This window comes from Thermosporothrix sp. COM3 (assembly GCF_059696735.1).
On record NZ_AP019376.1, the window covers coordinates 2073347 to 2097957 of the forward strand.

Annotated in this window: 14 protein-coding genes; 9 read left to right on the plus strand and 5 right to left on the minus strand. The window is 50.8% G+C overall.

Annotation, left to right across the window (positions count from 1 at the left end; all coding sequences use genetic code 11):
• The first annotated feature begins 3 nt into the window (after window positions 1-3).
• From KTH_RS08970 to KTH_RS08990, 5 genes are read left to right on the plus strand one after another with little or no spacing between them, the layout of a single operon-like run.
• A complete protein-coding gene (locus tag KTH_RS08970; RefSeq protein ID WP_170142765.1) occupies window positions 4-3330 on the plus strand; it encodes a non-ribosomal peptide synthetase in 3327 nt (1108 codons plus the stop codon).
• 18 nt (window positions 3331-3348) lie between these two features.
• Complete coding sequence (locus KTH_RS08975) at window positions 3349-4209, plus strand: 3-hydroxyacyl-CoA dehydrogenase family protein (RefSeq protein WP_111324385.1); 861 nt, start codon at window positions 3349-3351, stop codon at window positions 4207-4209.
• 16 nt (window positions 4210-4225) lie between these two features.
• A complete protein-coding gene (locus tag KTH_RS08980; protein WP_111324386.1) occupies window positions 4226-4474 on the plus strand; it encodes a phosphopantetheine-binding protein in 249 nt (82 codons plus the stop codon).
• A 4-nt stretch (window positions 4475-4478) separates the two neighbouring features.
• Window positions 4479-5612 (plus strand): acyl-CoA dehydrogenase family protein, encoded by a 1134-nt coding sequence (locus KTH_RS08985; RefSeq protein ID WP_111324387.1) that lies wholly within the window; start codon window positions 4479-4481, stop codon window positions 5610-5612.
• Window positions 5613-5638: 26 nt separating this feature from the next.
• Window positions 5639-6694, plus strand: a complete 1056-nt coding sequence (locus tag KTH_RS08990; protein WP_111324388.1) for an HAD-IIIC family phosphatase — start codon at window positions 5639-5641, stop codon at window positions 6692-6694.
• A 62-nt stretch (window positions 6695-6756) separates the two neighbouring features.
• On the opposite strand, the gene KTH_RS08995 is transcribed toward KTH_RS08990, so the two are convergent.
• Window positions 6757-13899 carry a non-ribosomal peptide synthetase gene (locus KTH_RS08995; RefSeq protein WP_111324389.1) on the minus strand — a complete coding sequence of 2381 codons (7143 nt, stop codon included), beginning with the start codon at window positions 13897-13899 and terminating at the stop codon, window positions 6757-6759.
• 921 nt (window positions 13900-14820) lie between these two features.
• On the opposite strand from KTH_RS08995, the gene ltaE reads away from it, so the two are divergent.
• From ltaE to KTH_RS09010, 3 genes are all read left to right on the plus strand, one after another.
• A complete protein-coding gene (ltaE, locus tag KTH_RS09000; protein WP_111324391.1) occupies window positions 14821-15924 on the plus strand; it encodes a low-specificity L-threonine aldolase in 1104 nt (367 codons plus the stop codon).
• 131 nt (window positions 15925-16055) lie between these two features.
• Window positions 16056-17468 (plus strand): cytochrome P450, encoded by a 1413-nt coding sequence (locus KTH_RS09005; RefSeq protein ID WP_111324392.1) that lies wholly within the window; start codon window positions 16056-16058, stop codon window positions 17466-17468.
• A gap of 141 nt (window positions 17469-17609) precedes the next feature.
• A complete protein-coding gene (locus tag KTH_RS09010; RefSeq protein ID WP_170142766.1) occupies window positions 17610-17777 on the plus strand; it encodes a hypothetical protein in 168 nt (55 codons plus the stop codon).
• Window positions 17778-17786: 9 nt separating this feature from the next.
• Here KTH_RS09010 and KTH_RS09015 read toward each other — a convergent pair whose 3' ends face one another.
• A complete protein-coding gene (locus KTH_RS09015; protein WP_111324393.1) occupies window positions 17787-18107 on the minus strand; it encodes a GNAT family N-acetyltransferase in 321 nt (106 codons plus the stop codon).
• Between the two features lie 148 nt (window positions 18108-18255).
• Window positions 18256-19152, minus strand: a complete 897-nt coding sequence (locus tag KTH_RS09020; protein ID WP_111324394.1) for a CPBP family intramembrane glutamic endopeptidase — start codon at window positions 19150-19152, stop codon at window positions 18256-18258.
• Between the two features lie 958 nt (window positions 19153-20110).
• Here KTH_RS09020 and KTH_RS09025 point away from each other — a divergent pair.
• Window positions 20111-20722 carry a TetR/AcrR family transcriptional regulator C-terminal domain-containing protein gene (locus KTH_RS09025; RefSeq protein ID WP_497617988.1) on the plus strand — a complete coding sequence of 204 codons (612 nt, stop codon included), beginning with the start codon at window positions 20111-20113 and terminating at the stop codon, window positions 20720-20722.
• Between the two features lie 88 nt (window positions 20723-20810).
• Here the strand turns inward: KTH_RS09025 and KTH_RS09030 are convergent, their stop codons facing one another.
• Both KTH_RS09030 and KTH_RS09035 read right to left on the minus strand, forming a co-directional pair.
• Window positions 20811-23942 (minus strand): winged helix-turn-helix domain-containing protein, encoded by a 3132-nt coding sequence (locus KTH_RS09030; protein ID WP_497617989.1) that lies wholly within the window; start codon window positions 23940-23942, stop codon window positions 20811-20813.
• Window positions 23943-24114: 172 nt separating this feature from the next.
• On the minus strand, window positions 24115-24339 hold the full coding sequence (locus tag KTH_RS09035) for a hypothetical protein (RefSeq protein WP_497617991.1): 225 nt from the start codon (window positions 24337-24339) through the stop codon (window positions 24115-24117).
• Window positions 24340-24611: the final 272 nt, after the last annotated feature.

The following is a 24611-nucleotide window of genomic DNA, read 5'->3' on the forward strand; positions in this document are numbered from 1 at the left end:
GATATGGATGCCCGGTCAGATAGCGCCAGGAGCACCGAAGAGAAACGTCTGCTGGTACAGCAGCTCCTTCAGAAGAAACGGGAAGGTATCCGTTTTTTCCCGCTTTCCTTTGCGCAACAGCGGCTCTGGTTTCTTGAACAACTGATGCCCGGCCAGCAGCTTTATAATGTGCTGACCGGGGTACAGCTCAAAGGCAGGGTTGATGTCTCGGCGCTGGAGCGCAGCTTTCAGACCATTATCCAGCGGCACGAGACCCTGAGAACAACCTTTACCCTGTTGAACGATCAGCCAGTACAGGTCATTATGCCCACGCTGGATTTTCATCTTCTTCAGGAGGATGTGAGCACTCTTCCCGCTGAAGAGCGCGAGCAACAGGTACAGCAGTCTATTGAGCGCGAAAAAAAGCATGTCTTTTCGCTGGATAAGGGACCTCTGCTACGGGCCGTTTTGCTCTCTCTTGCGGACGAACGTTGGCTTCTGCTGCTCAATATGCACCATATTGTTACTGATGGGTGGTCTATGGGGGTGCTTGTGCAGGAACTGGTGACCTGTTACAGCGCTTTTGTCCAGGGGGTGACGCCTGAGCTCCCCACACTTTCCGCTCAATATGCTGATTTTGCTCGGTGGCAACGCTCGCAGTTGCAGAAAGAACGCCTGGAACAGCTCCTTGCATACTGGCGAAAGCAGCTCGACGGAAGTACGCCGCTCGAATTGCCGACAACCTATCCCCGGCCCGCAGAATTGACCTATCACGGAAGCACGCTCTCTTTTACGCTTGCCCCCGCGCTTTGTCGAGCTCTGGAAACTCTCAGTATACAAGAAGAAGCCACTCTCTATATGACGTTGCTGGCGGCTTTTCAAATGCTCCTGGCTCGTTATACGGGACAGCGCGATATCGCGGTAGGAACCCCGATTGCAAACCGGACGCGTTACGAGCTAGAAGGACTCATTGGTATCTTTATCAATAGTCTGGTTATCCGGTGCAACCTGCCCGCGAACCCTTCTTATCGTGAGGTGCTTCAGCAGGTCAAAACTGCTACCACTGAAGCATATGCTCATCAAGATGTCCCTTTTGAAAAGCTTGTTGAGGAGCTACAGCCAGATCGTACCCTGAATCGGAGCCCGCTCTTCCAGGTAATCTTTACGCTGCAAAATGCGCCAACTGCGACCGTCAGCCTGCCAGGGGTTTCCGTAACGCCGTTGGAAATAGAGCACGATATCACCCGGTACGATCTCGAATTCAACCTGCGCCAGCATGGTCATGAGCTTGAGGGTTTGGTTGTCTATAGCACAGATCTCTTCAGTGCGGCATTCGTGCAGCAGATGATCGCACACTTTCAGAATATCCTGGCGTGTATTCTGGAAAACCCTGATATACGGCTCTCTGAGCTTGCGTTATTGAGCGAGCAGGAACGAGAGCGCCTTTGCAAGCAATGGAGTGCAGGAGAAGCCTGTGAACTGGATCCGTCCTTTTTTCAGGCCACGTTTGAGGCCTTCGCTGCACAGCAGCCAGATAAACCCGCGCTGGTGTGGGGGGAGAAACGCATCACCTATCGGGAGTTAAATGAGCGGGCAAACCAGTTGGCGCATTCCTTGATGAGAGCAGGAATCGGCCCCGAGGTCGCAACGGGAGTCTGTCTTGAGCGCTCACCCTGGCAGGTTATCGCCTTTCTGGCTATATTGAAGGCCGGGGGGATCTTTGTGCCCCTTGATCCTACCTATCCCCGCGAACGTCTGGCATTTATTCTGACCGACGCTCATATCTCTGTGCTGCTCACTCAGGAGCATCTGAAAGCGATCTTCTCTTTGTCAGATCCAGTGACTGTGATCGCCCTTGACCAGAGTCATACGCGGCTTGAAATGGAGCCGCGAACCAATCCTTTGCCCCATCTTTCGCCTGAGAATATCGCCTATATCATCTATACCTCGGGCTCAACCGGTAAGCCGAAAGGAGTCATGATTCCGCACCGGGGGCTTCTCAACGTGTTGGAAGCGCAGAAGCAGATATTCGGCCTCTCATCCAATGACCGTATCTTGCAATTCTCCTCGTTCAGTTTTGATATGTTTATTGCAGAGTGCCTGATGTCATTTGGCTGCGGGGCAACCCTCCACATGCTGGAAGCCCCAAGCGCGCTGTTGCTTGGCCCGACGTTGGCAGAGATGCTCTTTCAACAACGGATCACCGTTGCCGCACTGGCTCCCTCGGCTCTGGCTACACTTCCGCTGGCTGAGTTGCCCGATTTACGCGTTATTGCAACCACAGGAGAAGCCTGTCAGGCAACACTAGTGCAACAATGGGGCGAAAAGCATCACTTCTACAATGCATATGGACCAACCGAGGGAAGCATTTTTGTCTCCATTGGACAATGTGTCCCCGGAGAGACTGACCCCCTTCCAATTGGAAGACCTATACTGAACGTGCGGGCTTATCTTCTGGATACTTATGGCTATCCTGTTCCTGCTGGAGTACCCGGAGAGATCTGTATTGGCGGGCCCGGGGTTGCACGTGGCTATGTTCATCGACCCGAGCTTACAGCAGAGTACTTCATTCCCGACCCATTCAGTGGCGAGCCAGGGGCACGTCTCTATAGGACTGGAGACCTGGCCCGCTATCGACAGGATGGCACGCTTGAGTTTCTGGGACGCGTCGATTTTCAGGTCAAGATTCGCGGCTTTCGGATTGAGCCCGGCGAAATCGAAACGGTACTGGAGCAGCATCCTGATATCGCGAGGGCGGTTGTTGTCGCTCAAGAGCAGGAACAGGGAGATAAGCGGCTTGTCGCCTATATTGTTGCCAGGAAGGAATGCAGCCAACTGGATAGCGGAGCATTGCGGCAGCATGTTCAGGCACAATTACCTGATTATATGGTCCCATCAGCCTTTTTTGTGCTTGATACGCTTCCATTGACACCAACAGGAAAAATTGACCGGCAAAGGCTCCCGCGAATGGACAAAGTGCAGGTGCAAACACAAAGGGAGTATATTGCACCGGGAAACAATCTGGAACTCATGCTTGCTCACCACTGGGAGGAAGTGCTTGGTGTAGAGCGGGTGAGTATTCGCGACAATTTTTTTGAGCTCGGTGGCCACTCCCTGCTGATGACACGGCTCCATAACAGACTTCAGCAGGTGCTTCAGCAGGAGATTCGCCTGTTGGATCTGTTTAAGTACCCGACAATCCAGGCCTTTGCACAATTTCTCGACTCTCAGAAACGACAGACAGGGAAGGCTCTGCTCCAACAAAGCGCCCGAAGAGCAGAGGCCCGTTTACAGGCTCAGCGTCAGCGCAGGCAGGGGCGTGAACAGAGACGAGCGACAAAGATGCAATAAGAATACAGGAGGATACTTGTGACTATTGAACTGGTTGGAGTTATTGGAGCCGGAGTGATGGGGTGTGGGGTAGCACAGAATCTGGCACAGGCAGGATTAAAAGTGATTCTGGTTGATATCTCCGAAGCACAGCTTCAGCATGCCCAACAGACCATTGTCCGATCTCTTCGCCTCGCGCGCATGCTTCAGAAAACAGCTTTCTCCGGAACAGTGAACGACTGTATGGAGCGTATCAGCCTGACTACGGAGTATGAGGCGCTTCAACAGGTAGAGTTCCTCATTGAGAACATAACAGAGAAATGGGAGATGAAGAAAAGCATCTATCCCGAAATTGATCGTATCTGTCCCGCATCCTGTGTTTTCGCGGTCAATACTTCCGCCATATCGATTACGCGCCTTGCCTCTTTGACGAACCGCGCAGATCGAGTGATCGGAACTCATTTTATGAACCCGGTCCCCTTGAAGCAGACCGTTGAGGTTATTCGCGGTTACCATACCAGCGAGGAGACTCTTCAGATCACGCAGGAACTGTTACAGTCTCTGGGGAAAAAGTGGGTTGTTGTTCAGGATATGCCGGGGTTTGTCTCAAATCGTGTTTTGATGCTTACCATCAATGAAGCAATCTTTCTGCTTCAGGATCAGGTGGCGAGTCCTGAGGATATCGACCGGATTTTTAAAGAATGCTTTGGCCATCCGATGGGACCTCTAGAGACAGCAGATTTGATCGGCCTGGATACTATTCTCTACTCTATAGAGGTCCTCTACGAAGCCTACAACGATAGCAAGTATCGGCCCTGTCCTCTCTTGAAGAAAATGGTTGATGCAGGTCTCTACGGCCGGAAAAATGGACGAGGTTTCTATACCTATACCGCGAATTAAACCAGGAGAGTGCTTCATGGAAACAATAAAAGAGAAAATACGCTTGTTTTTGCACAGGCATGTAGCTCAAGCGGGACTGGATGACGATCAGGATATCTTTGCGCAGGGCTTTGTAAACTCTCTCTTTGCCATGCAGCTTGTGCTATTCGTGGAGAAAGAATTCGAGATCAGTATTGAAGATGACGATCTGGATATTGATAATTTCCGCTCCGTGAATGCCATCGCACAATTGGTGGCGCGTAAAAAAGCGCATATTCAGGGCTGAGCATATGAAGATCGAACTGACACCCCAACAGCAGGCGATTCAAGACACCTGTCGTTCCTTTGTGCAGGAGCATATACAGCCTGTCGCGGATACATTGGATCGGGAACAACAGACGCCAGTCGAGCTTATCCGCACGATTGCCCGTAATCAGTATCTGGGCCCGTTTGTATCGACGGAATATGGTGGACAAGGAATGGATATGGTGACTGTCGGCATACTCCATGAAGAGTTTGGTCGAGGGTGCTCCTCTCTTCGCAGCTTGCTAACCGTTCACGGTATGGTGATCTATGCTTTATGCCGTTGGGGGACAAAACAACAAAAAGCGCAATGGCTTCCCCGACTGGTAAGGGGAGAAATCATCGCGGCATTTGCCCTGAGTGAGCCCGACGCAGGAAGCGATGCGCAGAGCATTCAAACGACTGTTACTGCTCAAGGCACGTCATTTCTCATTAATGGGCACAAGAAATGGATAACCTACGGTCAGGTTGCTGACGTGTTCCTTGTCTTTGCACTATATAAAGGAACGGTTTCGGCGTTTCTGGTAGAACGTGAGACGCCCGGATTGACTGTTCAGCCCATCACCGAGATGCTCGGGACGCGAGCTTCTATGCTGGCTGAACTCTCGTTTCAGGATTGCTCGATACCACAGGAAAACCTGGTAGGGAAGCAGAATTTTGGTCTTCAGGGGGTTGCTACCTCCTGTCTGGACTTCGGAAGATACAGTGTTGCCTGTGGCGCTGTTGGAATCGCTCAGGCGTGTCTGGATGCTTCCCTTCGCTATACCAGCCAGCGAAAGCAGTTTGGCTCCTATTTGAAGGAGTACCAGCTTATTCAGCAGATGATTTCGGACATGTTGACGGGAACGCAAGCTGCGCGGCTCCTCTGTTATCAGGCGGGATATCTCAAAGATGCAGGCGATCCCGCCTCTATTATGTCTACCTGTATGGCGAAATATTTTGCTGCACAGATAGCCGCAAAGGCTGCCAGAGCTGCCGTTCAAATTCACGGCGCGAGCGGCTGTAGTGGTGAGCATTCGGTTCAGCGCTATCTTCGGGATGCCACCATTATGGAGATTATAGAGGGAAGCACCCAGATTCAGCAGATTATGATAGCGCGTTATGGGTACTCCAATAGATGAGCAGGAAATGCGAAGGATAGAAACACATGGGAAGTGAGCAGCAGATAGTCCAACGCAAACAGATCAAGTGTGTGGTCTGGGATCTGGATAATACACTATGGGATGGCATCCTGTTAGAGGATGAAGCCGTCACTCTTCGTCCTGAGCTGCTTTCTGTGCTTCAGAAGCTAGATGAACGCGGTATTCTGCACTCGATTGCCAGCAAGAACGACCATGATACTGCCGTTTCAAAATTGAAGGAACTGGGAATCTACGATTACTTTCTTTATCCTCAAATTAGCTGGCAGGCAAAATCCACCTCCATTCAACATATTGCCCGGCTGCTCAATATAGGCATTGATACCCTGGCCTTTATTGATGATCAGGCGTTTGAGCGCGACGAGGTCGCCTATGCGTTACCGGATGTCCTCTGCCTTGATGCACAGCAGATTGCAACCCTTGTGGACAGGGCTGAAATGCTCCCTGACACGATCACCGCAGATGCACGGCGCAGGCGTTTGATGTACCTCAGTGAGATAGAAAGGCAAAAAGCTGAAAAAGATTTTACTGGCACAAACGAGGAGTTTCTGACAACGTTAAAAATGGTTTTCACCATTTCCCGTGCCCACGAGCAGGATCTGAAGCGAGCAGAGGAGCTTACAGTCCGTACGCATCAGTTAAATACGACCGGCTATACCTATTCATATGAGGAGCTAAGAGCACTGCTCGGTTCTTCTCGACATCGGCTTATTATTGCGGAGTTAGAAGATAAATATGGCTCATATGGAAAAATCGGGTTGGTGCTTCTGGAGTGCGAAGAAAAGATATGGACGATTAAGTTGCTCCTGATGTCCTGCCGCGTTATTTCGAGAGGCGTTGGCTCAATTCTGTTGAGCTATATTATTCAGGCTGCCAGAAGAGCGCGGGTCCAGTTGCGAGCGGAGTTTATATCGAATGATCGAAATCGCATGATGTTGGTGACCTACAAATTTCATGGCTTTAAGCCGATCAAGCAGGATGGGAACTTCACGCTCTTTGAGTATTCCTCAGATGTCGTTCCAGCCTTCCCCGATTATGTGCAGGTAATCGCCGAGGAACTCTAGCCAGCCAGATACAGGAAGACCGGCTACACAGCATGCTCTGTAGCCGGTCCGTTTTCTGTCTGCTAGATGGATGCCTTCATGTCCCGGGCGATTTCGCGCTGCGGATCTATAGCCTGAAGGAAATGGTTGAGAGACTGATGCGGCTGCGAAGCCATCAGAGTAAGCACCTGCTGGAAATTCTCCGCGATACCGGCAATCATACGATCACTAAAGTAGCGGCGATCGTAGGCGAGCGAGAGTGCAAGAGACGTGCCGGGCATAATCTCGACGCGTAAAGGGTGTTCAGTCTGGCCGAGCGAGCGCACATCAGTTACGTTCCAGTGTCGCAATGATTCAAGCGCTGCCGTATTCCAGGGGAAATTCTCGAAGACAACATAGCTCTGGAAAAAGGCCTTATAACGTGGCAGCTCACCCCATCCTTGCATATGAGGCTGTAAGCTATATTCGTACTGACGCATCTCTACCAGCATCCCCTGTACATCGCGGAGCCACGGAAGTAATGACGCTTCGGGTGTGACCTGGACACGTACCGGTAGCTGATTATTGAAAAGACCAACCATCTGCTCAACACCGGTAAGTGTGGTGGGACGCCCGGCAATCACATTGCCAAACACCACATCTGTCTGTTGTGTATAGCGACTGAGTAGTAAACTCCAGGCTCCCTGAAGCAGTGTATTCAGGGTTAATTGATGTTGGCGTGCCAGTGTTTTCAAGCGGGTCGTTGTCGCTGCGGCTACAAAGCTCAATTGTTTTACATAATGATCGGGATAATTGACGGGATCGAGGTCTCTCGGCTCTGGAGCCAGCGGTGTTGGTCGGGTAAAGCCGTGCAGGGTATGTTGCCAGTAGCGTTGAGCCTCCTGTTGATTCTGGCGCTGTAACCAGGCAATGAAATCACGATAGGGCCGGGGCGCTTCCAGGTGGAATTCTCGTCCCATATCAAGAGCCTGATAGGCAGTAAAGAAGTCTCGCTGGATTACCGGAAAACTCCAACCGTCCTGTAGCATATAATCAAAGCATAGGAGGAAGAGGTACTTCTTCTCGGCAACGCGGAAGAGGGCTACAGAGGAGTGTGGAGCCTCGTTCAGCTTGAATCCTTTGCGCCGAAGCTCACGAATACGCCGGGTCAGGCGCTCCTGCTGGCTGTGCTCGTCAAGTGCTCTCCAATCCTCTTGCTCCAGGACGACTCGAACCTGCTTATGAACAACCTGCAATGGTTGGTCCAGATCATCCCAGATAAAGGATGTACGTAAAACTGGATGAGTCTGTATAGTGTGCTGCCATGCTTGCTCAAACGCGTTGATGTTCAGGTTGATATTGTCAAGCGTGAGACACTGATAGATCACATACAGTCCATCCTGGGGATGGTGAAGCCGCTGGAAAAGCATATTCTGCTGCATGGGCGTTAAAGGGTAGACATCCTCAATAGCCGGGTTCTTTCCAAAGAGACGATCAATCTGTTCTCGGGTGAGTCGGGCGAGAGGGAAGTCTGAGGGCGTGTAGCCATAAACGCCGGGGGTAGTGCAGTGCTCTACCAGTTGCATGAGCATCCTCTGATATGAGGTAGCATAGCCCTGAATTGTTGCCGGGTCGTATACCTTTGAATCAAAGTGCCAGCTAATAGACAATGTATCCTGCTGTAACCGGGCAATGAGAACAGGAAATTCCTTGCTCTCTGCTTCTGCCAGATGGATAGCAACAGTTTCCGCGAACAGCTCCCCTTGAGCGTTTGGGTCGTCCATATAATGGAGAGCAAACGGCGTATGATCGAAAAGCGGTGTCTTATCTGGCTGAGGAACGTGACGCAGTTGCTCTTTGACAAGTTTGATGGCCTCACCAGGAGACCTCTCTTTGGTCTGGAAATGATACAGGTAAGGTATTGTGAAACAGCCGAGGCTTTGTGTATAGTCAGCCTCGTCGAAACTCGCGTTGCGTCCGTCCGCATAGAGGGCAAAGGTGAAAAGCTGCCCATTGCCTGTTTGTTGAAGCGTGAGCAGCAGGGCCGTAACCAGGAACTCCTGTGGCCTTGTCCGATACGCCTTTTGAGCATTGAAGAAAGCCTGTGTCTCTTCCCGGGTCAGGCTGAACTGAAGGTGGATCTGTTCGCCCTGTTCATGTGTGTGCCCTTTGCCAACCGGCTGAAGCTCTTTTGGCCAGAAGTTGCTATAGCTCTGTACCCATTGGAAGAAGGATGGAACCTGCGAAGTAGAAGGCGTTGCTCCCTGGGCCAGCCGTTGATATGCCTGCGCAAAATCGTGTATCAGCACGCTCAGAGAACGGCTATCAGCGATAAGCGGATGCAAAGAGAAGTGCAGATAGCTTACCTCATGCTGCTCAATGAGCGTGATTCGGCTCAGAGCGGTTTCGCCTGTATTCAACTCCTCTATGATCTCGGCTTCACTGCTATCAGGACGTTGCCAGTGCACAAAGAACTGGCTGATATCGCCTCGTTCCTCTCCCTGTTTATAGCCGTCGGCTGTCTCCACAAAGCGCGTATGTAACGCAGGGTGCGCGATCAGCAGATATTGAGCCGTTTGCCGAACAATGACCGGGTTCAATGCGGTGCTTGTTTTGACGAGCAACTCGTATGGACGATGCTTCTCCTGTTCCAGAAGCTGCTGCTGATAGGGAGTCAGGGGCCAGAAAGCCTGTTCGGTCTCCCTGGGAGGAGTTGTTTCCTGGGTATCAAGCAGTGCCTGTGAGAGCTCGGCAATGGTCTGATACTGAAACATCAGCCTGGGCTCCATATGGATGCCGACCTCGTTTGCTCTTGCAACGACCTGAATCCCTTTAATAGAATCGCCCCCAAGCTCAAAGAAATTATTGCTTCGGCCTACCCGTTCCAGGCCCAGAACGCTCGCCCATATTCGAGCCAGCTCTTCTTCAAGTGGCGTTGTTGGTGCCTCATAGGTTGCTTCAATGCCTAAAGCCACACTTTCGGGAGCAGGGAGCTGACGCCGATCGACTTTGCCATTGGGAGACAGTGGTAATTCTGGAAGCAGAATATAGCTGACAGGAACCATATATTCAGGGAGCCGCTCCTGTAGATACGCTCGTAAGTCGTTGATACGCTGTTGTTTCTGCTTATCCTGAAAGGGCATGGTTGCGTATTGCTGCCAGTTTGGTTGTTGAAGGTGCTGAAGGGAAGCCGGGCTGTAATCCAGTACAGGCCGCTCGCCTTCTTTTCGCACAAAGACGACATCATAATAGCCTTCGTTATTGTCTGGCGTCCACTGAATAATCACATGATAGCCAGATGCCTCACCTGTACTCCACCATTCCTCAGGATCAATTCCTATTTCATAGTCATATGCAGTGGACTGCTCAAAGAGTTCCGCCACAGTCTGCTTCGAGTATTGGGTCAACTGCTGATAAAGGAAAACATCGCGCTGTACGCGAGCGTTTGGTATCCCTGTAATGGCGAGCAAAGAGGGATTGTGCTGTTGTAGCTCTTCCTGAAGCGTGATCGGGCTGAGATCCGCATTCCAGGAGCGCCAGGGAACATCAGTCAGTACAGCCAGATTGGCCTGTTCCAGATGGAGCGTGACATCATAACGGAAACGAGTCATCTCGTTATCATACCCGCGTTTCAGATGGACCTCTACACAGGAGATCTGTGGGAAACGCTTCTTGAGGGCCGCAAAGAAGGCAGGGTCTAGAACAAGCTCGTCTTCCTGTTCACAGCGCTTATGAATACGGGCAAGCAACTGAGCAGCAGGGACATCAGGTGCCGCATGCTCTATCTCTACAGAGGTATGGAAGATGGTGAGTAGCGGGAGGTTACGAATATCTCCGAGGAAGATGCGACCTCCTGGTTGCAGGTGTTGTATGGACTTTTCAATTACCTGGAGCAGATATTCGATATTTGGGAAGTACTGAACGACCGAGTTTAAAATGATGGTGTCAAATTTTTCACTATTGAGGCTGCTCAAGTCATCCGCACGCGCGCAGGCAAGGGTAACATGGGCCAGATGTTGCGCATCAATATGTTGTTGCAGTCGCTCAATAACGGAGGGTGCAATATCTGTTCCATGATAGCGCGAGCAGTGTGGGGCCAGGCGGAACAGCAGGAGGCCAGAGCCGCACCCGATTTCCAGAATGCGTTGTGGTTGTAGGGCTGCGATGCGATCAACAGTCGTGATGGTCCAGACACGCATCTCCTCAGCGGGAATTGAGAGACCTGTATAGCTACTGTTCCATCCCGATGTATTAAAGGTGGGGTCACCCTCTGCTTCGCTGTTGCGATAGGTATCGTCAAAGATCTCCTGCCAGTGAGAAACCTGCTCCTCTGAGAAATGCTGTTCCGGGGATTGTGCCTCATGCTCCGCATCCTCAAGGGTAACATAAGCGACCAGACGCTTCTCACCGGGAGTATCTTCGCGTGCCAGCACAGCAGCGGCCTGTACTGCCGGATGCTGACTTAACACAGCTTCAATCTCTCCCAGTTCAATGCGGTATCCTCGTATCTTTACCTGATGATCTATCCGTCCCAGGAATTCCAGAGTGCCATCTTCACGAAAACGCGCGAGGTCGCCGGTCTTGTAGAGGCGAGCACCCGGTTCCTTGCTAAATGGGTCAGGGACGAACTTTTCGGCGGTGAGATCCGGGCGATTATGATAGCCTCTCGCAAGGCCGATTCCACCATAGTACAGCTCGCCGGGAACACCTGCCGGGACCGGGTTACCATACACATCTAATACGTAGGCCTGGGTATTGCTGATCGGGCGTCCAATCGGTATAATGCCCCACCCACGGTTGTCATCCCCTTTCTGACAATACCATATGGTTGAGTCTACAGAAACTTCGGTTGCGCCACACAGGTTTGTCAGTTCCGCATCAAGGCAGGAGAAGAAGCGGTTTTGATGCTCCAGTGTCAACGCCTCACCGCTGCACACGACATGTTTCAGAGAGGTACAGAGGCCGGCGTTTTTGTCTTCCAGGAATGCCTGAAGCATTGCCGGCACAAAGTGGATGGTGGTAATCTGCTGCTCTTGAATGGTCTGGATCAGATAGGTGCTATCACGATGGCCCTCCGGTTTCGCCATAACAATAGAAGCCCCGACCATAATCGGCCAGAAGAATTCCCAGACGGAGACATCAAAGCTCATAGGGGTCTTTTGCAAGACGCGATCATCTGTACTGAGCTTGTAAGCGTCTTGCATCCAGAAGAGCCGATTGCAGAGGCCCTGGTGCGTGGTCATCGCTCCTTTAGGCTTGCCTGTGGAACCAGAGGTGTAAATGATATAGCAGAGATTCAGTTCAACGGTAGTATGCACCGGGTTGGTTGTGGACTCGTGCGTAAGGTCTTCTGTGTCCAGACAAAGGACGGGGAGGCTGTGTGCAGGAAGCTGTTTCAGGAGATGCTGCTGTGTCAGAATAATTGATGCCTGAGCATCTTCAAGCATAAAAGCCTGTCTTTCCCGAGGATAGGTCGGATCGATCGGGACATATGCGCCTCCTGCCTTAAGAATTCCCAGAAGCGCAGGGACCAACTCTAATGAGCGTTCCATACAGATGCCGACGCGCACTTCTGGCCCCACGCCGAGCGCTCGTAAACGGTGAGCGATCTGGTTTGCCCGGTTATTGAGTTCTCGATAGGAGATTTGCTGATCCTTGTAGATGACCGCAGGTGCATCGGGAGTACGCTCAATCTGTTCCTCGATAAGCCAGTGCAGGCAAACGCCCTGCCGATAGGCGATATCAGTTGCATTCCATTCCAGGAGAATTCTGTGTTTTTCTGCATCGGTCAGCAGGTTGAAATCGGAAATACGTTGTTTCGGTTGAAAGACAACCGCCTGTAAGAGCGTTTGAAGATGTCCTATGAGCCTTTCCATTGTCTGTGAGGTAAACAGATCTGTATTGTATTCCAGGCCGCAGAATAAGCGCTCGCCATCTTCCATGACCGAAAGCCAGAGGTCAAACTTGGAGGTTCCGCTTTCAACGCCTTCAAGTATCTGAAGGGTCAGTTCATCGCCAAACTGAAGCTCGGGCATAGGCGTGTTTTGAAGCACGAGCATGACTTGAAAGAGAGGGCTATGACTTAACTCTCTTTTGGGCTGAAGCTCTTCTACCAGACGTTCAAAAGGAACATCCTGATTCTCATAGGCTCCAAGTGTCGTTTCACGTACCCGGTGTAAAAGCTCCAGGAATGTCGGATTTCCATGAAGTTTTGTGCGTAATACCAGTGTATTCGCAAAAAATCCGATAAGCTGTTCTATTTCTCCCTGTGACCGATTGGCAATAGGCGTGCCAACAAGAATATCTTTCTGTCCACTATAGCGATACAGAAGAACATTATAGGTTGCGAGGAGTAGCATAAACAGCGTACAATCGTGCTGTTTGCAGAAATCGTGTAGTTGCTGAACGAGGGGAGGTTCTATTACAAATGCCTTCAAGGCTCCCCGAAAGGTTTGGGTTGTGGGACGTGGATAGTCTGTCGGAAGTTCTAAAATGGTGGGAGCGCCTGCCAGTTGTTCCCGCCAGTATTGCAGTTGCCTGGTGAGAATGTCCCCCTGGAAACGCTTCCGTTGCCAGAGGGCAAAATCTGCGTACTGCACAGGGAGTTCTGGCAGGGGAGAGGGTTTTTGGGCTGTATAGACGGAATAGAGTTCAGCGAGCTCTCTGGCGAAAATACCAAGTGACCATGTATCCGTAATAATATGATGCATTGTCACAATAAAGATATGCTCATGGTTATTGATGCGCGCCAGATGAGCCCTCATCAATGGTCCTCGGGAAAGGTCGAACGGTGTCTGGGCATCTGCGCGAGCAAGTCGCCGTGCCTCGTTTTCACGTTCCTCTGGCGGGGAAGATGCCTCCAGATCATGGATGGCCAGTGAAATAGTTCCTCTGGGAGCGATAATCTGCATTGGTTTGCCATCTATATCGGCAAATGTCGTACGTAGTACCTCGTGCCTGCGAACAATTTCATGAAGGCTTCTCTGTAATGCGTCAATATCGAGCCTGCCGAGCAGACGAGCAGTAAAGAGGATATTATAGTTAATTCCTCCCGGGGCAATCTGGTCAATCAGCCAGAGTCGATGCTGTGAGAAGGAGAGGGGAATAAAGTTTGCTTCAGAGCGACGGGTAATGCCAGTAAGCTGGCTTGTGGAAGGAGCAACACCTTGTTTCCAGCGTTCAAGCAACGCCTTTTTCGCTGGAGACAGATGGGCCTTGCGCGTTGAAAGGTTTTGTTCTTCAGACATACAGGCCTCCCAATCCTGGTTCTTATTGATGGCTGCATCTGAGACGACGCACAAACACTATTGATGCTATCAGGTGTTGATATTGCTGGAATAATCTTGAATGCAGCACTGGATAGCTGCAATAGACAGAGCGCGCAATCCACTCTGTTTCCGCCTGAAAGCGAGAGGCTTTTGAAGCTATTTCCAGGCGAAAGAACATGTTACAAAACGCTTGTGTCAATATCGGTCGCAATAATGCAAGTGGGGAAGTGAGATTTCTGAGCCAGGAGTTCAGAAAAGCGAAAAACGGTGTTCGTTTTTTGTTGGTCGATTGGTGTCGCAGAGAAAGAATGCTGCCCGTGAGCGCTCGACAGTTCCTTTGTTTGATGATACCCTCCCTGGAATACTCCACAATCCTCTTCAAAAAGCACAGAAGCCGATTTTTAATGGGTTTTCGTTTTGAGAAGGAATATAGATTATTTTACCATGCTCTCAATTACTCTTGCGTAAGAATGGCAAAAGATTGTATGATGAAAGTAAGTATGATGTATATTATGTATATATCATGAAAAGCAAAAAAGAGTCAAGTGGAAAAGGCAATTATAAAAAAAGTTAGCATTATGAAATATATTTTTACGTCTACGCTTTTAAAAGCCTATTTTGTTGTTTAATCTGTTTGTAGAAAACTGTTATAGAAGGAAAGCGGGGATACATAGTTACCCCTGTTATTTATTGATTTTTACGCATGTGGTGTTATTAGACGCTTTATCTCTTCCTGTAAAAGGAAGGAGGAACACTTATATTTCCCCTTCTCTCATACCGGTAAAAAGGAAAAGAAGTAAACAGCATCCATTGTGCTTTTCGAGCAAAGAAGTTGAGGAAAGAACCATATTGATCATTTTATTATCTGCTTCTGAGTAGATTTTTAAGGAGAATGACACAATGATTGTTGACTTGAGAAGCGATTCTGTTACACGCCCATCCGCTGAAATGCAAAGAGTCATGTATCAGATAGAATTAGGGGATGATGTGCTAGGCGATGATCGCACAGTGCAGGCTCTGGAGGAATATACAGCTACATTGGTGCAAAAGGAAGCTGCTCTCTTTGTTCCTAGCGGTACGCAGGCCAATTTGATTGCCATTCTGGTGCATTGTCAGCGGGGAGATGAGATTATCCTGGGATCAGAAGCGCATATTTTCCACTACGAATTAGCAGGACCGGCTGCGCTTGCAGGCGTACAGGCACGTCTGATTCCCAACCTGCCAGATGGCTCTTTACCGATGGAGCTTTTAAGCCAGAGTTTTCGCGCGTCGGGGCCGCTCTTTCCTCCTATAACTCTTGTATGTCTGGAAAACACACAGAATCGCTGCTCAGGCGCCCCCATTGATATTGTACATACGCAGCAGGTAGCAGATATCGCTCATGCAAGGGGGGCCGCGTTACACCTTGATGGAGCAAGAATTTTTAATGCTGCGGTCGCCTTGAATTGTCGGATAGAAGATCTGGTTGCTCCGGCGGACTCGGTCGCTTTTTCGCTTTGTAAGGGACTCGGAGCCCCTTCAGGGGCCATGCTTTGCGGCTCTACAACGTTTATTCGTCATGCGCGGCGCTGGCGTAAAACGCTTGGTGGAGCTATGCATATGCCGGGAATGCTGGCGGCTGCGGGGCTTTATGCTTTGCAACATATGATTGAACGTTTGCAGGAAGATCATGAGAACGCTCGCAGGCTGGCAGAGGGTCTGGCCGGTCTACCAGCTATTCATGTAGATTCAGAATCCGTACATACGAATATTGTAATTGTGCAACTCAAGGACGAGAAGATAACAGTCCATGATTTTCTTGCTCAATTAGAAGCGCGTGGAGTGCTGGCCTTAGCTTTTGGCTCCCGGGCTATCAGGTTGGTGACGCATAAGGATATTGGACAAGTCCATATAGAGCGGGCGATAACAGTATTTCAATCTATCGTTAGTACGCCTGTTTTCTCTCCGCCCGCTTTCTCCCGAGGAACAGAACAGCCACCCGGAGGCACAAGAGTGAGCCTGTGAAATAGAGAGCAAGCGAGCAATCAGTTCATGATGCTTCATGGTTGCTGTGTAAATAGATGACTGTCAATGTATTGATGATTCAGGTTCCCATTCTCTGTCGATGTAGTGCAAAAGATATCAGGAGGTTGCAGATGGCCACTCTCGCTGCTCGCTCCATTCCTGGCCCGAAGGTTTTTCCTTTGCTTGGCTGGAGATCGAATCTGGTCAAGGCGTTCTATACCCCTTTCTTCTATCTTCCCTGGTTACATAAAACGTATGGGAATATCGCCACGCTGGCTGCCGGTAACCTGACCTATGTCGTTGTCTTTGGACCGGAGAATAACTTTAAAGTGCTCTCCAATCCAGATTGTTTTGAAGTGACCAAAGGAACAATTCTGGAACGTATGCCAGCAGATTCCGCTTTTAGTCGTATGATGCTGCGCAATGTTGCAATGGAAAGGGGGAAAGAGCATCGTCGCCTGCGCCGCTTGATGCAGCCCGCGTTTCATCGCAAGATGCTCACCTGCTATCATCATAATATGGTGGAAATGACGCAATATGTGCTGGAGCGATGGGAAACGCAAAATGAGTTTGAATTGAATCAGGAGATGAAGCGCATTACCTTGCGAATCATCATCAAAGCTCTTTTTGGCCTTTATGATGAACGGGAGTTGGAGAGGATCAGTACGACCATATTTCAATTAAATAAAGCAGTGCCCCTGGCATTGATCCTGCCCGTGAATCTGCCCGGGACTCCTTATCATCAGACATTGCGTTTAGGGGAAGAGTTGGAGCAGTTCTTTTTAAAGCTTATAGAGCAGAAACGCTCACAAACAGAAGCAACTGACGTTCTGGCTGCACTCATTCATGCACATGATGAAGACGGGAGCTTCTTAAGTGAGGACGAGCTTCTAAGCAATACGGCTTCACTCTTCCTTGCGGGTTTTGAAACAACGATGACATCGCTAACCTGGGTGCTCTTCTTGCTTCATCAGCATCCACATATCCTTTCTGATTTGCTCGATGAGCTGGAAGGGATCTTGCAGGGGAATGCACCGACGCCCGAACAGATTGCTCAAATGCCTTTATTGGATGGAGTGATTAAAGAGAGCCTGCGCTTGCTTCCCCCGGGTTCGGTAGGTGCTCGGGTGACCATGACTGACTGTGAACTTGAAGGCTACGAAATACCAGCAGGCACAAACATCTTGTACAGTCAATTTGTGACGCATAGAATGCCTGAACTCTATCCCGAACCGAACCGTTTCAAACCTGAGCGCTGGTTGACCCTGAAACGTACTCCCTATGAGTATCTGCCATTTGGGGCGGGGCAGCATATGTGTATTGGTGCGGGCTTTGCGATCTATGAGATGAAAATCATTCTCTCGGTACTCCTTCAACGATATCGCCTGCAATTTGTTCCGGGTACGCAGGTTGAGCCCAAAGTAAGGATGCAGCCAAAGTACAGGTTGCAGGTAAAGGCTGTGCCGCAGGATAGGCGTTTTGAGCGGGTTCCTGTACGGGGGCGAATTCTAGAGCTGGTTGATATCTCTGATCATGAGATGTGATTTTTGCTGCCCCTGGCACTGTTCGCACAGGCTATCTGGGAATTTTGGTGCTGTCGGGGGCAGCCTGAGTGTTTGCCAAACAGGACTTTCAGCCTCCTGTCTTCAGGCCTGGAGGAGCTATAAGGTGTACGTTTCTGGACAGTGTGCCGCTATGGGGCGTTGCGCAGTGGCGGCTCGCACCCATACCGGCTGAAGGAAGAAGTCCAGGGCAGTGTTAATGCGCTGAAAGGCGGCGGAATCGGCCTCGACGCCTTACGGAGACGAAACCGAGTTGATGATAGAGGCGAATCGCGCCGGGATTATTATTGACATGCAGCATCATCGCTTCCTTTCCGTCCGCCTGCCAGGCGCGCAGAGAGCGGGTAACAAGCGCAGCCCTATTTTCTGACCGCGTCTGTCAGGATGAACGCCCACTTGAATCAGATAGCCATCCTGCGGGGCTTCTTCATCATCGGCGTTGGTCACAAAGCCCGCCGCCCGTCCGTCTATCAGCGCAAGAAAGGAGAGTTCAGGCCGGAAGGCGGGATCATCGGCGGTCCAGCGGCCCCATTGTTCCTCGCTCCATCCCGGGAAGCCCGGACGCTCCCGAAAGGCTGCCTGATACGCTGTAAGATGCCAGACGAGCGAAGCAAGAACCAAACAGGGGAAATATCGTTGAAGGCGTTGATCCTATGAGCGCAATGCAAGCAAGAGGGTGACGCACCCCCGCGTTCATACAGGGGTACGTCAATCCTGACAGCAGGAGCCGGGTTGCAGGCTCCTGAGGTATCAGCTTTGCGGCAAGCGATCACCTATTTGCAGCAGCAGCGCGACTGGATCGGCTCCTGAGCCACGAAGGCACGATCACCTGCTTGCGCTTTACAATCAGGATCAGGAAAATGGCACTTGCTACAAGACATGCCAGGAGTGCGACTACCCCTGCCTCAGGTCCGAAGTTTCCTCCCGTCCAGAGGGCTGGCCCGCTGATAGTCGGGGTGATAACTGTTTTTCCGCTAGGATCAACACCGGATATCGTTGCGCCAAAGAACGGCCCCTCGAAGAAATTCCAGGCCCAGTGAATCCCAATTGCTAGCCAGAGACTGCGTGTGAGCATATACGCGACTCCCAGCAAGATTCCCGCTTCGAGCGCAATAGCGAGCGCCCCAAACAGGGTCGCACCCGGGTTAAGCAGATGTCCCAAACCGAAAAAGAGCGCGCTGAGAATGATCGCGATCCATGATCCTAGCGAGCGCTCCAGGAGACGAAAGAGTATTCCTCGAAAGACTCCTTCCTCAAAAAGGGCTACCAGCAGGTGGATCCCCAATCCTTGCAATATCAGGGTCACTGCGACCGGAGCAGGGGCGATAGAGGTAATGCGATACCACCCGGCCAGAGCGAGGATACCAATAGTCGTGCCTTGCAAGAGCAACCCCAACACGAAACCGAGGAGAAGATTGCGCACCAGATGCCGGCCGGACAGTCCAAGTTCAGCAAAAGGACGACGCTCAACCCAAAAGCGTGCAAGTAAGAACGTAGCTGCCACTCCTACAACAAGTATGCTCTCTCCTATGGTTTGCCCGATTAATTGTGAGGTGTTCAGCATGGAGACAATAAAACTGGCCAATACACCAATTATTGCCAGAAAAATGAGTTCAATGACGAGCTGGATGAGAGAGAAGGAAAAAAGACGACGAAAAAAACTCATGAGCACTCCTTGCTTTTTCTATCTCCTCAATGGGGATATTCACTATTGGTTACCGTAAAACTTTCTCTACATAAGACGATATGAGGAACAGGCCTTGACTGGTTAAAAACAAGTGGTCAGCAGGTGATTCGGTATACCTCTCTTCATTATTCCTATCTGGCGGCAAGTGCCACCTGAATGCTTCGGTGAGGAGCCTGAGTGCACGTGGTCAATGTAAAAAATACGTTCCCTTCTGTGTTGAGCCAGTATCCTCTTGATAGCAGTACGAGAATAGCTCTTACCTGGCGCTACATTAAAAGCAAAAGTAGGAGAGTGTGTTTATCCACCTTTTGCTTACTTTGTGACTTCCCATATACATCAAGTATCAGGTGTGTAAATCTCAACATTCTCTGAGCACCACCCAAATCATTGTGAGGATGAGGGTTCGGGCGTCAGAGACACAAAGTAGGCCGCTGACAAGGTATCAGAAACTGAGTCGTTTCCATTGGCCCCTTTGCGAACCGGACGGGCACGCATACACACTGGCGTAGCTCACATGATCATACACTCACCAAACAGCAACACTGTTCATAAACTCTTTCACAGAGCAGACACGCGCTCGGGCTGATTAGCCCGGAGGTATATGGCCAGCGTTCAGGATCAGTTCAAAGCGTGCACTTCCCAATGATTGAGCATAGAAAAACTGTTACAGGAATCCTGCGCGTATCCTGCAAGCGCGCAAGAGTCAGACCATCCGCCCGCCACCAACGATGATAATACGAGGAGACGTTCGTGTGGTCATCAAAAAACCTCCATAGATTACGGACATAAAAATTGTATGCTGTTCAATTGAACACCGTACAATTCTACCCGATGCTATGCTATAATGTCAAGGCATCATAGGCAGAGTACTAACCAGCAGGTAGCCCGCGCACTTTCTGGAGCTTGCTGTGTTCAGGGGTTTTTGGAGAGGAAAGTTATGAAAATATGCCGAGAACAGATCATTGAAACTGCCCTGTCCCTGCTCGATCGGGACGGTCTGGAAGGGGTCACATTGAGGAAGGTTGCCGCAGATCTGCATGTTCACACCGGGGCTCTCTACTGGCATGTGCGCAACAAACAGGATTTGATTGACGAGATGGCGAACACACTGTTATCCGAACAGTTCTCGCAGCACGAAGAGCCGGCGTCGGGTCAGGACTGGGAGGACTGGTTACGAGAGGTATGCCAGCGTTTACGGCAGGCGATGCTTGCACATCGCGAAGGCGCACGGGTGGTTGCAGGAGCAGGGTTTGCTCGCGCCATTATGTTAAAGAGGCTGGTGGAGGCGATCATTCACAACCTGCTCGTCGCGGGTTTTCCTTCCCGCCTGGCCTTCATCACCTGTAGTACCATTCTCTCTTATGTTTATGGCTTTGTAATTGAAGAACAGGCTGCACCAGGCGATGACGAAGCAAACAGGTGCGAGGGGTCAGGTGGCTCGATTCTGTCTACTGCCTGGAATGAGCATCAGGCCAATAATTACACGGCTGATATGGACTTTCTGGCAGGATTGGAACTGATTCTTGAGGGAGTGAAACAGCACAGATAGCAGGCTTATTTGCTCCATCCCTCGCAATAAAAAGAGAAGTCCCATTCTTTCTGAGAAAAGCGGATTGAGGGAGTATTTGCAAAACGGCCTAGTGCGTGTTGAGGTGGAGACGGCGTGCAATCTCGCTTGCCTGAAGGCGGTTGTTGACCCCGAGCTTCTGATAGATGTGTTTCACGTGGTCCTTCACGGTATTGACCGACACGATCAGCTCAAGGGCGATCTCCGGGTTGGTATAGCCTGCTGCCAGCAAGCCTAATACTCGTTGTTCTTGAGGGGAAAGCGATTCAACGAGCATATTGCTGGACGCATTGTGCTTACTGGCAGCAGCGGAGGCATGCACGATGGTTCGGGCATAGGCCTTGACCGCTTTCTCGCGAAGAGCCGGAAGCAGTGCGCGTATCAGGCGAAGAAGGGGCTCACCTTCTGCGAGGAAGAGATGTATAAATCCCTCCTGATAGGCCAGCGAGAGTGCGGTATATAAGGAATGGCGGGCCTTCTGTGGTTGCTTGATTTTTCTATAGGCTTGTGCAGAGAGAATATGGATCTCAAGGAGATGATAGAGAAGCTGCTGCTCTCGAACCAGGGGAAGGATGCATGCCAGACAAGCCAGCGCATCCTGTACTTTGTTCTCTGCAAGTAGAAGTCGGGCCTGCAGAATCTCCATCTCTAGCCGTTGTGAGGAAGAGAATGCAGGTTCGGAGCGCCTCAAAAGCTCCATATTGTGGATTGCATTGGGCACATCTCCTGTTTGCAGATAGAGGCGCGTCAGCCATATGTGAATGTCAAATGGGTCTTGCCAGGTAGCAAGGGAAGGGGTTGCCTGAAGTTGGGCGAGCAGTGCAACAAGCTGCTGTTGGGCTGCTCTGGTCTGGCCTCTTGCGTGCTGAAGGAGAGCAAGAGTAATGGTGGCCTGTTCGTTCCATCCAGCCGTGTAGTGGTGTGTCAGAGAGACTGCTTCCTCTAGCTGCTGTTCTGCTGTGGGAAGATCATTCCACTCGAATGAGAGGCGTGCTCTACCGAGCAAAGCGGAAATAGCATCTTCATACTGTTTCTGCTCCCTGGCATCAGAGAGTGCTTGCTGAAAATAGGCCTGTGCGAGGTGAAGTTCTCCCAGAGCCAACATGCACCAGCCTGACAGGAGGATCATTCTTCGTGCAAAAGGTCTGTTTTCAGTAGCCAGAGCATGGGTGTATGCCTCCTGGTACCATTGTTTCGCTTCAGCAAAATAGCCCGCCTGCATGCTGCCAATGCCAGCAAGGGCCAGACAAACACCATGCCATCCCTGGCCGGGGTCATGTGGTCTATGTTCAGAGAAGAAGTGCAGTCCCTGATGCGCATAGACGATAGCGGAGGCTACGGCACCCTGGGTAAGCGCTCGTAATGCTCGGAAAGCAAACACCATGCCGAGAGAAGGATGTTCATCCTGATCATCCCAGGTATTTTCAGCCAGTTGAAGCAGCGTATCGACTTGCGTTTCGGTTGCCTCAGAAGGTGGAAGCTCCTGAGAAAATTGTAGCGCAGTTGCATAGGAGAAACAAATTCTCGGGTGGGCCGAGAGCAGGGGGACTGGTATCTGAGCGAGCCAGCGTAGTAGTGTTCGGGGATCAGGAAGGTGATCTTCTTGTATTGCCTGTTCAAGCAAAAGCACTGTTCGCTCCATGTCGTGAGCCTGCAAGGCTGCTTCAATTGCTTCTGGAAGAAGGCTATGTTGTTCATACCAGTGACTTGCTTGCAACGAGAGAGCGTGCAGTGTCTCCTCTCCGAGGCGGCGGTTGGCTTCGGCCCAGAGGGCTTCAGAGAAAAGCGGGTGATAACGATACCATTGGTTCTGCCCTCCTGTATCACCCAACGCTTCCAGAAACAGGCCCTCTCTTTCCAGCCTCCCTAAAAGGAGCGCCCCATCCTCTTTCCCGGTCACAGCATTACAAAGAGGGGTGGTGAAACGTCGGAGTATGCTTGTTTGGAGCAGGAACAGTTGCAGATCTTCTGGCTGTGCCTGAAGGATTTCTGTCACGACGTAATCAAGTAGTGCCTGAGTGGGGAGCATTTCATCCCGAAGAGAGGGCAGAGGCGATTTGTCTGGCAGTGGCTGTCCTTGTTGCGCCAGTGCAAGCAGATGTAAGCCAACCGCCCAACCGTTGAGCGTTGATTCAAGCGATGCGATAGCCTCATCTGGAAGACCTGCCTGATGCAGAAATGCTGCTGTTTCCTCTGCCGAAAAGCGAAGATCGGAAGGAGAAAGTTCCGCAAGTTCTCCTCTGGTACGCCAGCGGAGTAATGGTAGTGGTGGTGTGCTCCGGGTGATAAGCAGTATTTGCCAGCAGGGGGGCAGATGGTCACAAAAGAAGGCCAGCGTTTTGTGGATAGCCGGTTCAGTGATCGCGTGGTAGTCATCCAGTATGAGAAGACCACCCTGCTTCTGTTGGGCAAGGTCATTGATGAAGTGTGTCAGGATAACCTCTATTGAGATCTGTTCAAAGGGCGGGCGTGTAATGGCGGAAAGTTGAGCTAACGCGGCTCGTCCTATGCTTTCATTCAGGCTCTGGCATGCGGCAATGATAGAGCGCCAGAAGCGGTGCAGGTCGTTATCCTGAGTGTCGAGCGAGACCCAGGCTATTGTGGCTGTCCTGTGGCGCCGGTTCATCCATTGAAGGACCGCGGTCGTTTTGCCAAAGCCTGCTGGCGCCTGAATCAGTGTGATTGGATGCGAAAGGGCCTCATTGAGCCGGGTAAGCAGGCGCGAGCGTTCAACAAGCTGTGGTGAGAGGCGTGGCGGTGAGAGTTTGGACAGGAGAAGAGGAAAGGAAGCTCGACGAGAAGTGGTTCTGGAAGGGGCACGAAGCCGGTTTGTTTGCCTTTCAAGCTTTGGGAATGATTGAGATTCGGCAGATGAGGACAGCAAGGCTGGACGACTTGGTTTCGCGAAACTATGCGCGATGTCTTCCAGGAGCGATAAAGAGAGATCGCTACTTTTGCCGATATAGCGTTTTATGATTCTCTCTTGCATGCGACGATAACCGCACCAATAGGTACCGCCTCGCTGTTTTGTTTCCTTGCGTGCGGTATAGTGGCTCCCGGAGCGACTCTGAAAGGAAAATGACGGGATCTGCTCAAGCCATTCTGATGTGAGGGCCCATGAACCCGAAAGGCCATCAAGCAGAAACTCATAGCGTTGGTTCTGCTCAGACCACTTGATTTGATAAGGAATGTATCTGGGCATAGAGTATCCTTTCAGAAAAAGAGGGATATGGTGTTACCCAACACTTTCCAGTATATCATATTTCTGTTGGGTAACAAAAGCTACCCGAAAAAAGAAACCCGAGGTATGTTTGCTGCCTCGGGTTTTTCTTTTCTCGCTGCTCTCAACTACATCAGCTTTACCGGCCTTGTCTCTAAGATGCTTGCTGTTTCTTCGATTTCCATAGAATTGAGCCGCTGATGAGTGCCACTGTCAGCCCCACCAGCAGGAGAACGACACCTCCAGGGAGCTGGAATTCTTGAGGAAGGAAGCCAAGCACGTTAAACCAGTTATCCTGTCTTCCTCTCAGAGTATTCAGGAACACTCCCAGTCCTAGAATGAACGAAAGCTGACCGAGAATGAGAAACACTAGAGCCATAACCAATGCCTTTCTTTAATAGGTATGTATCCACTTCAGAAGCCACATGACCATGTGGAGTACCATGCTTTGTGTGCACTGTTGTTGCAGTATATTCGGGTGGCGGCAATGTAACATCCTCCTGATAGGTGGTTCTTTGAGAAGGAGATAAGAAAAGGTCTGGTGAGGGTTGCCGGTAAAGAAGGGCTCTATCCGGTGGTCCTGTTCATTTGCCAGAGGTATCGGGAAAGAGATAGGATGTGTGCAGGGTGTGTACCCTATGGGGATATCGT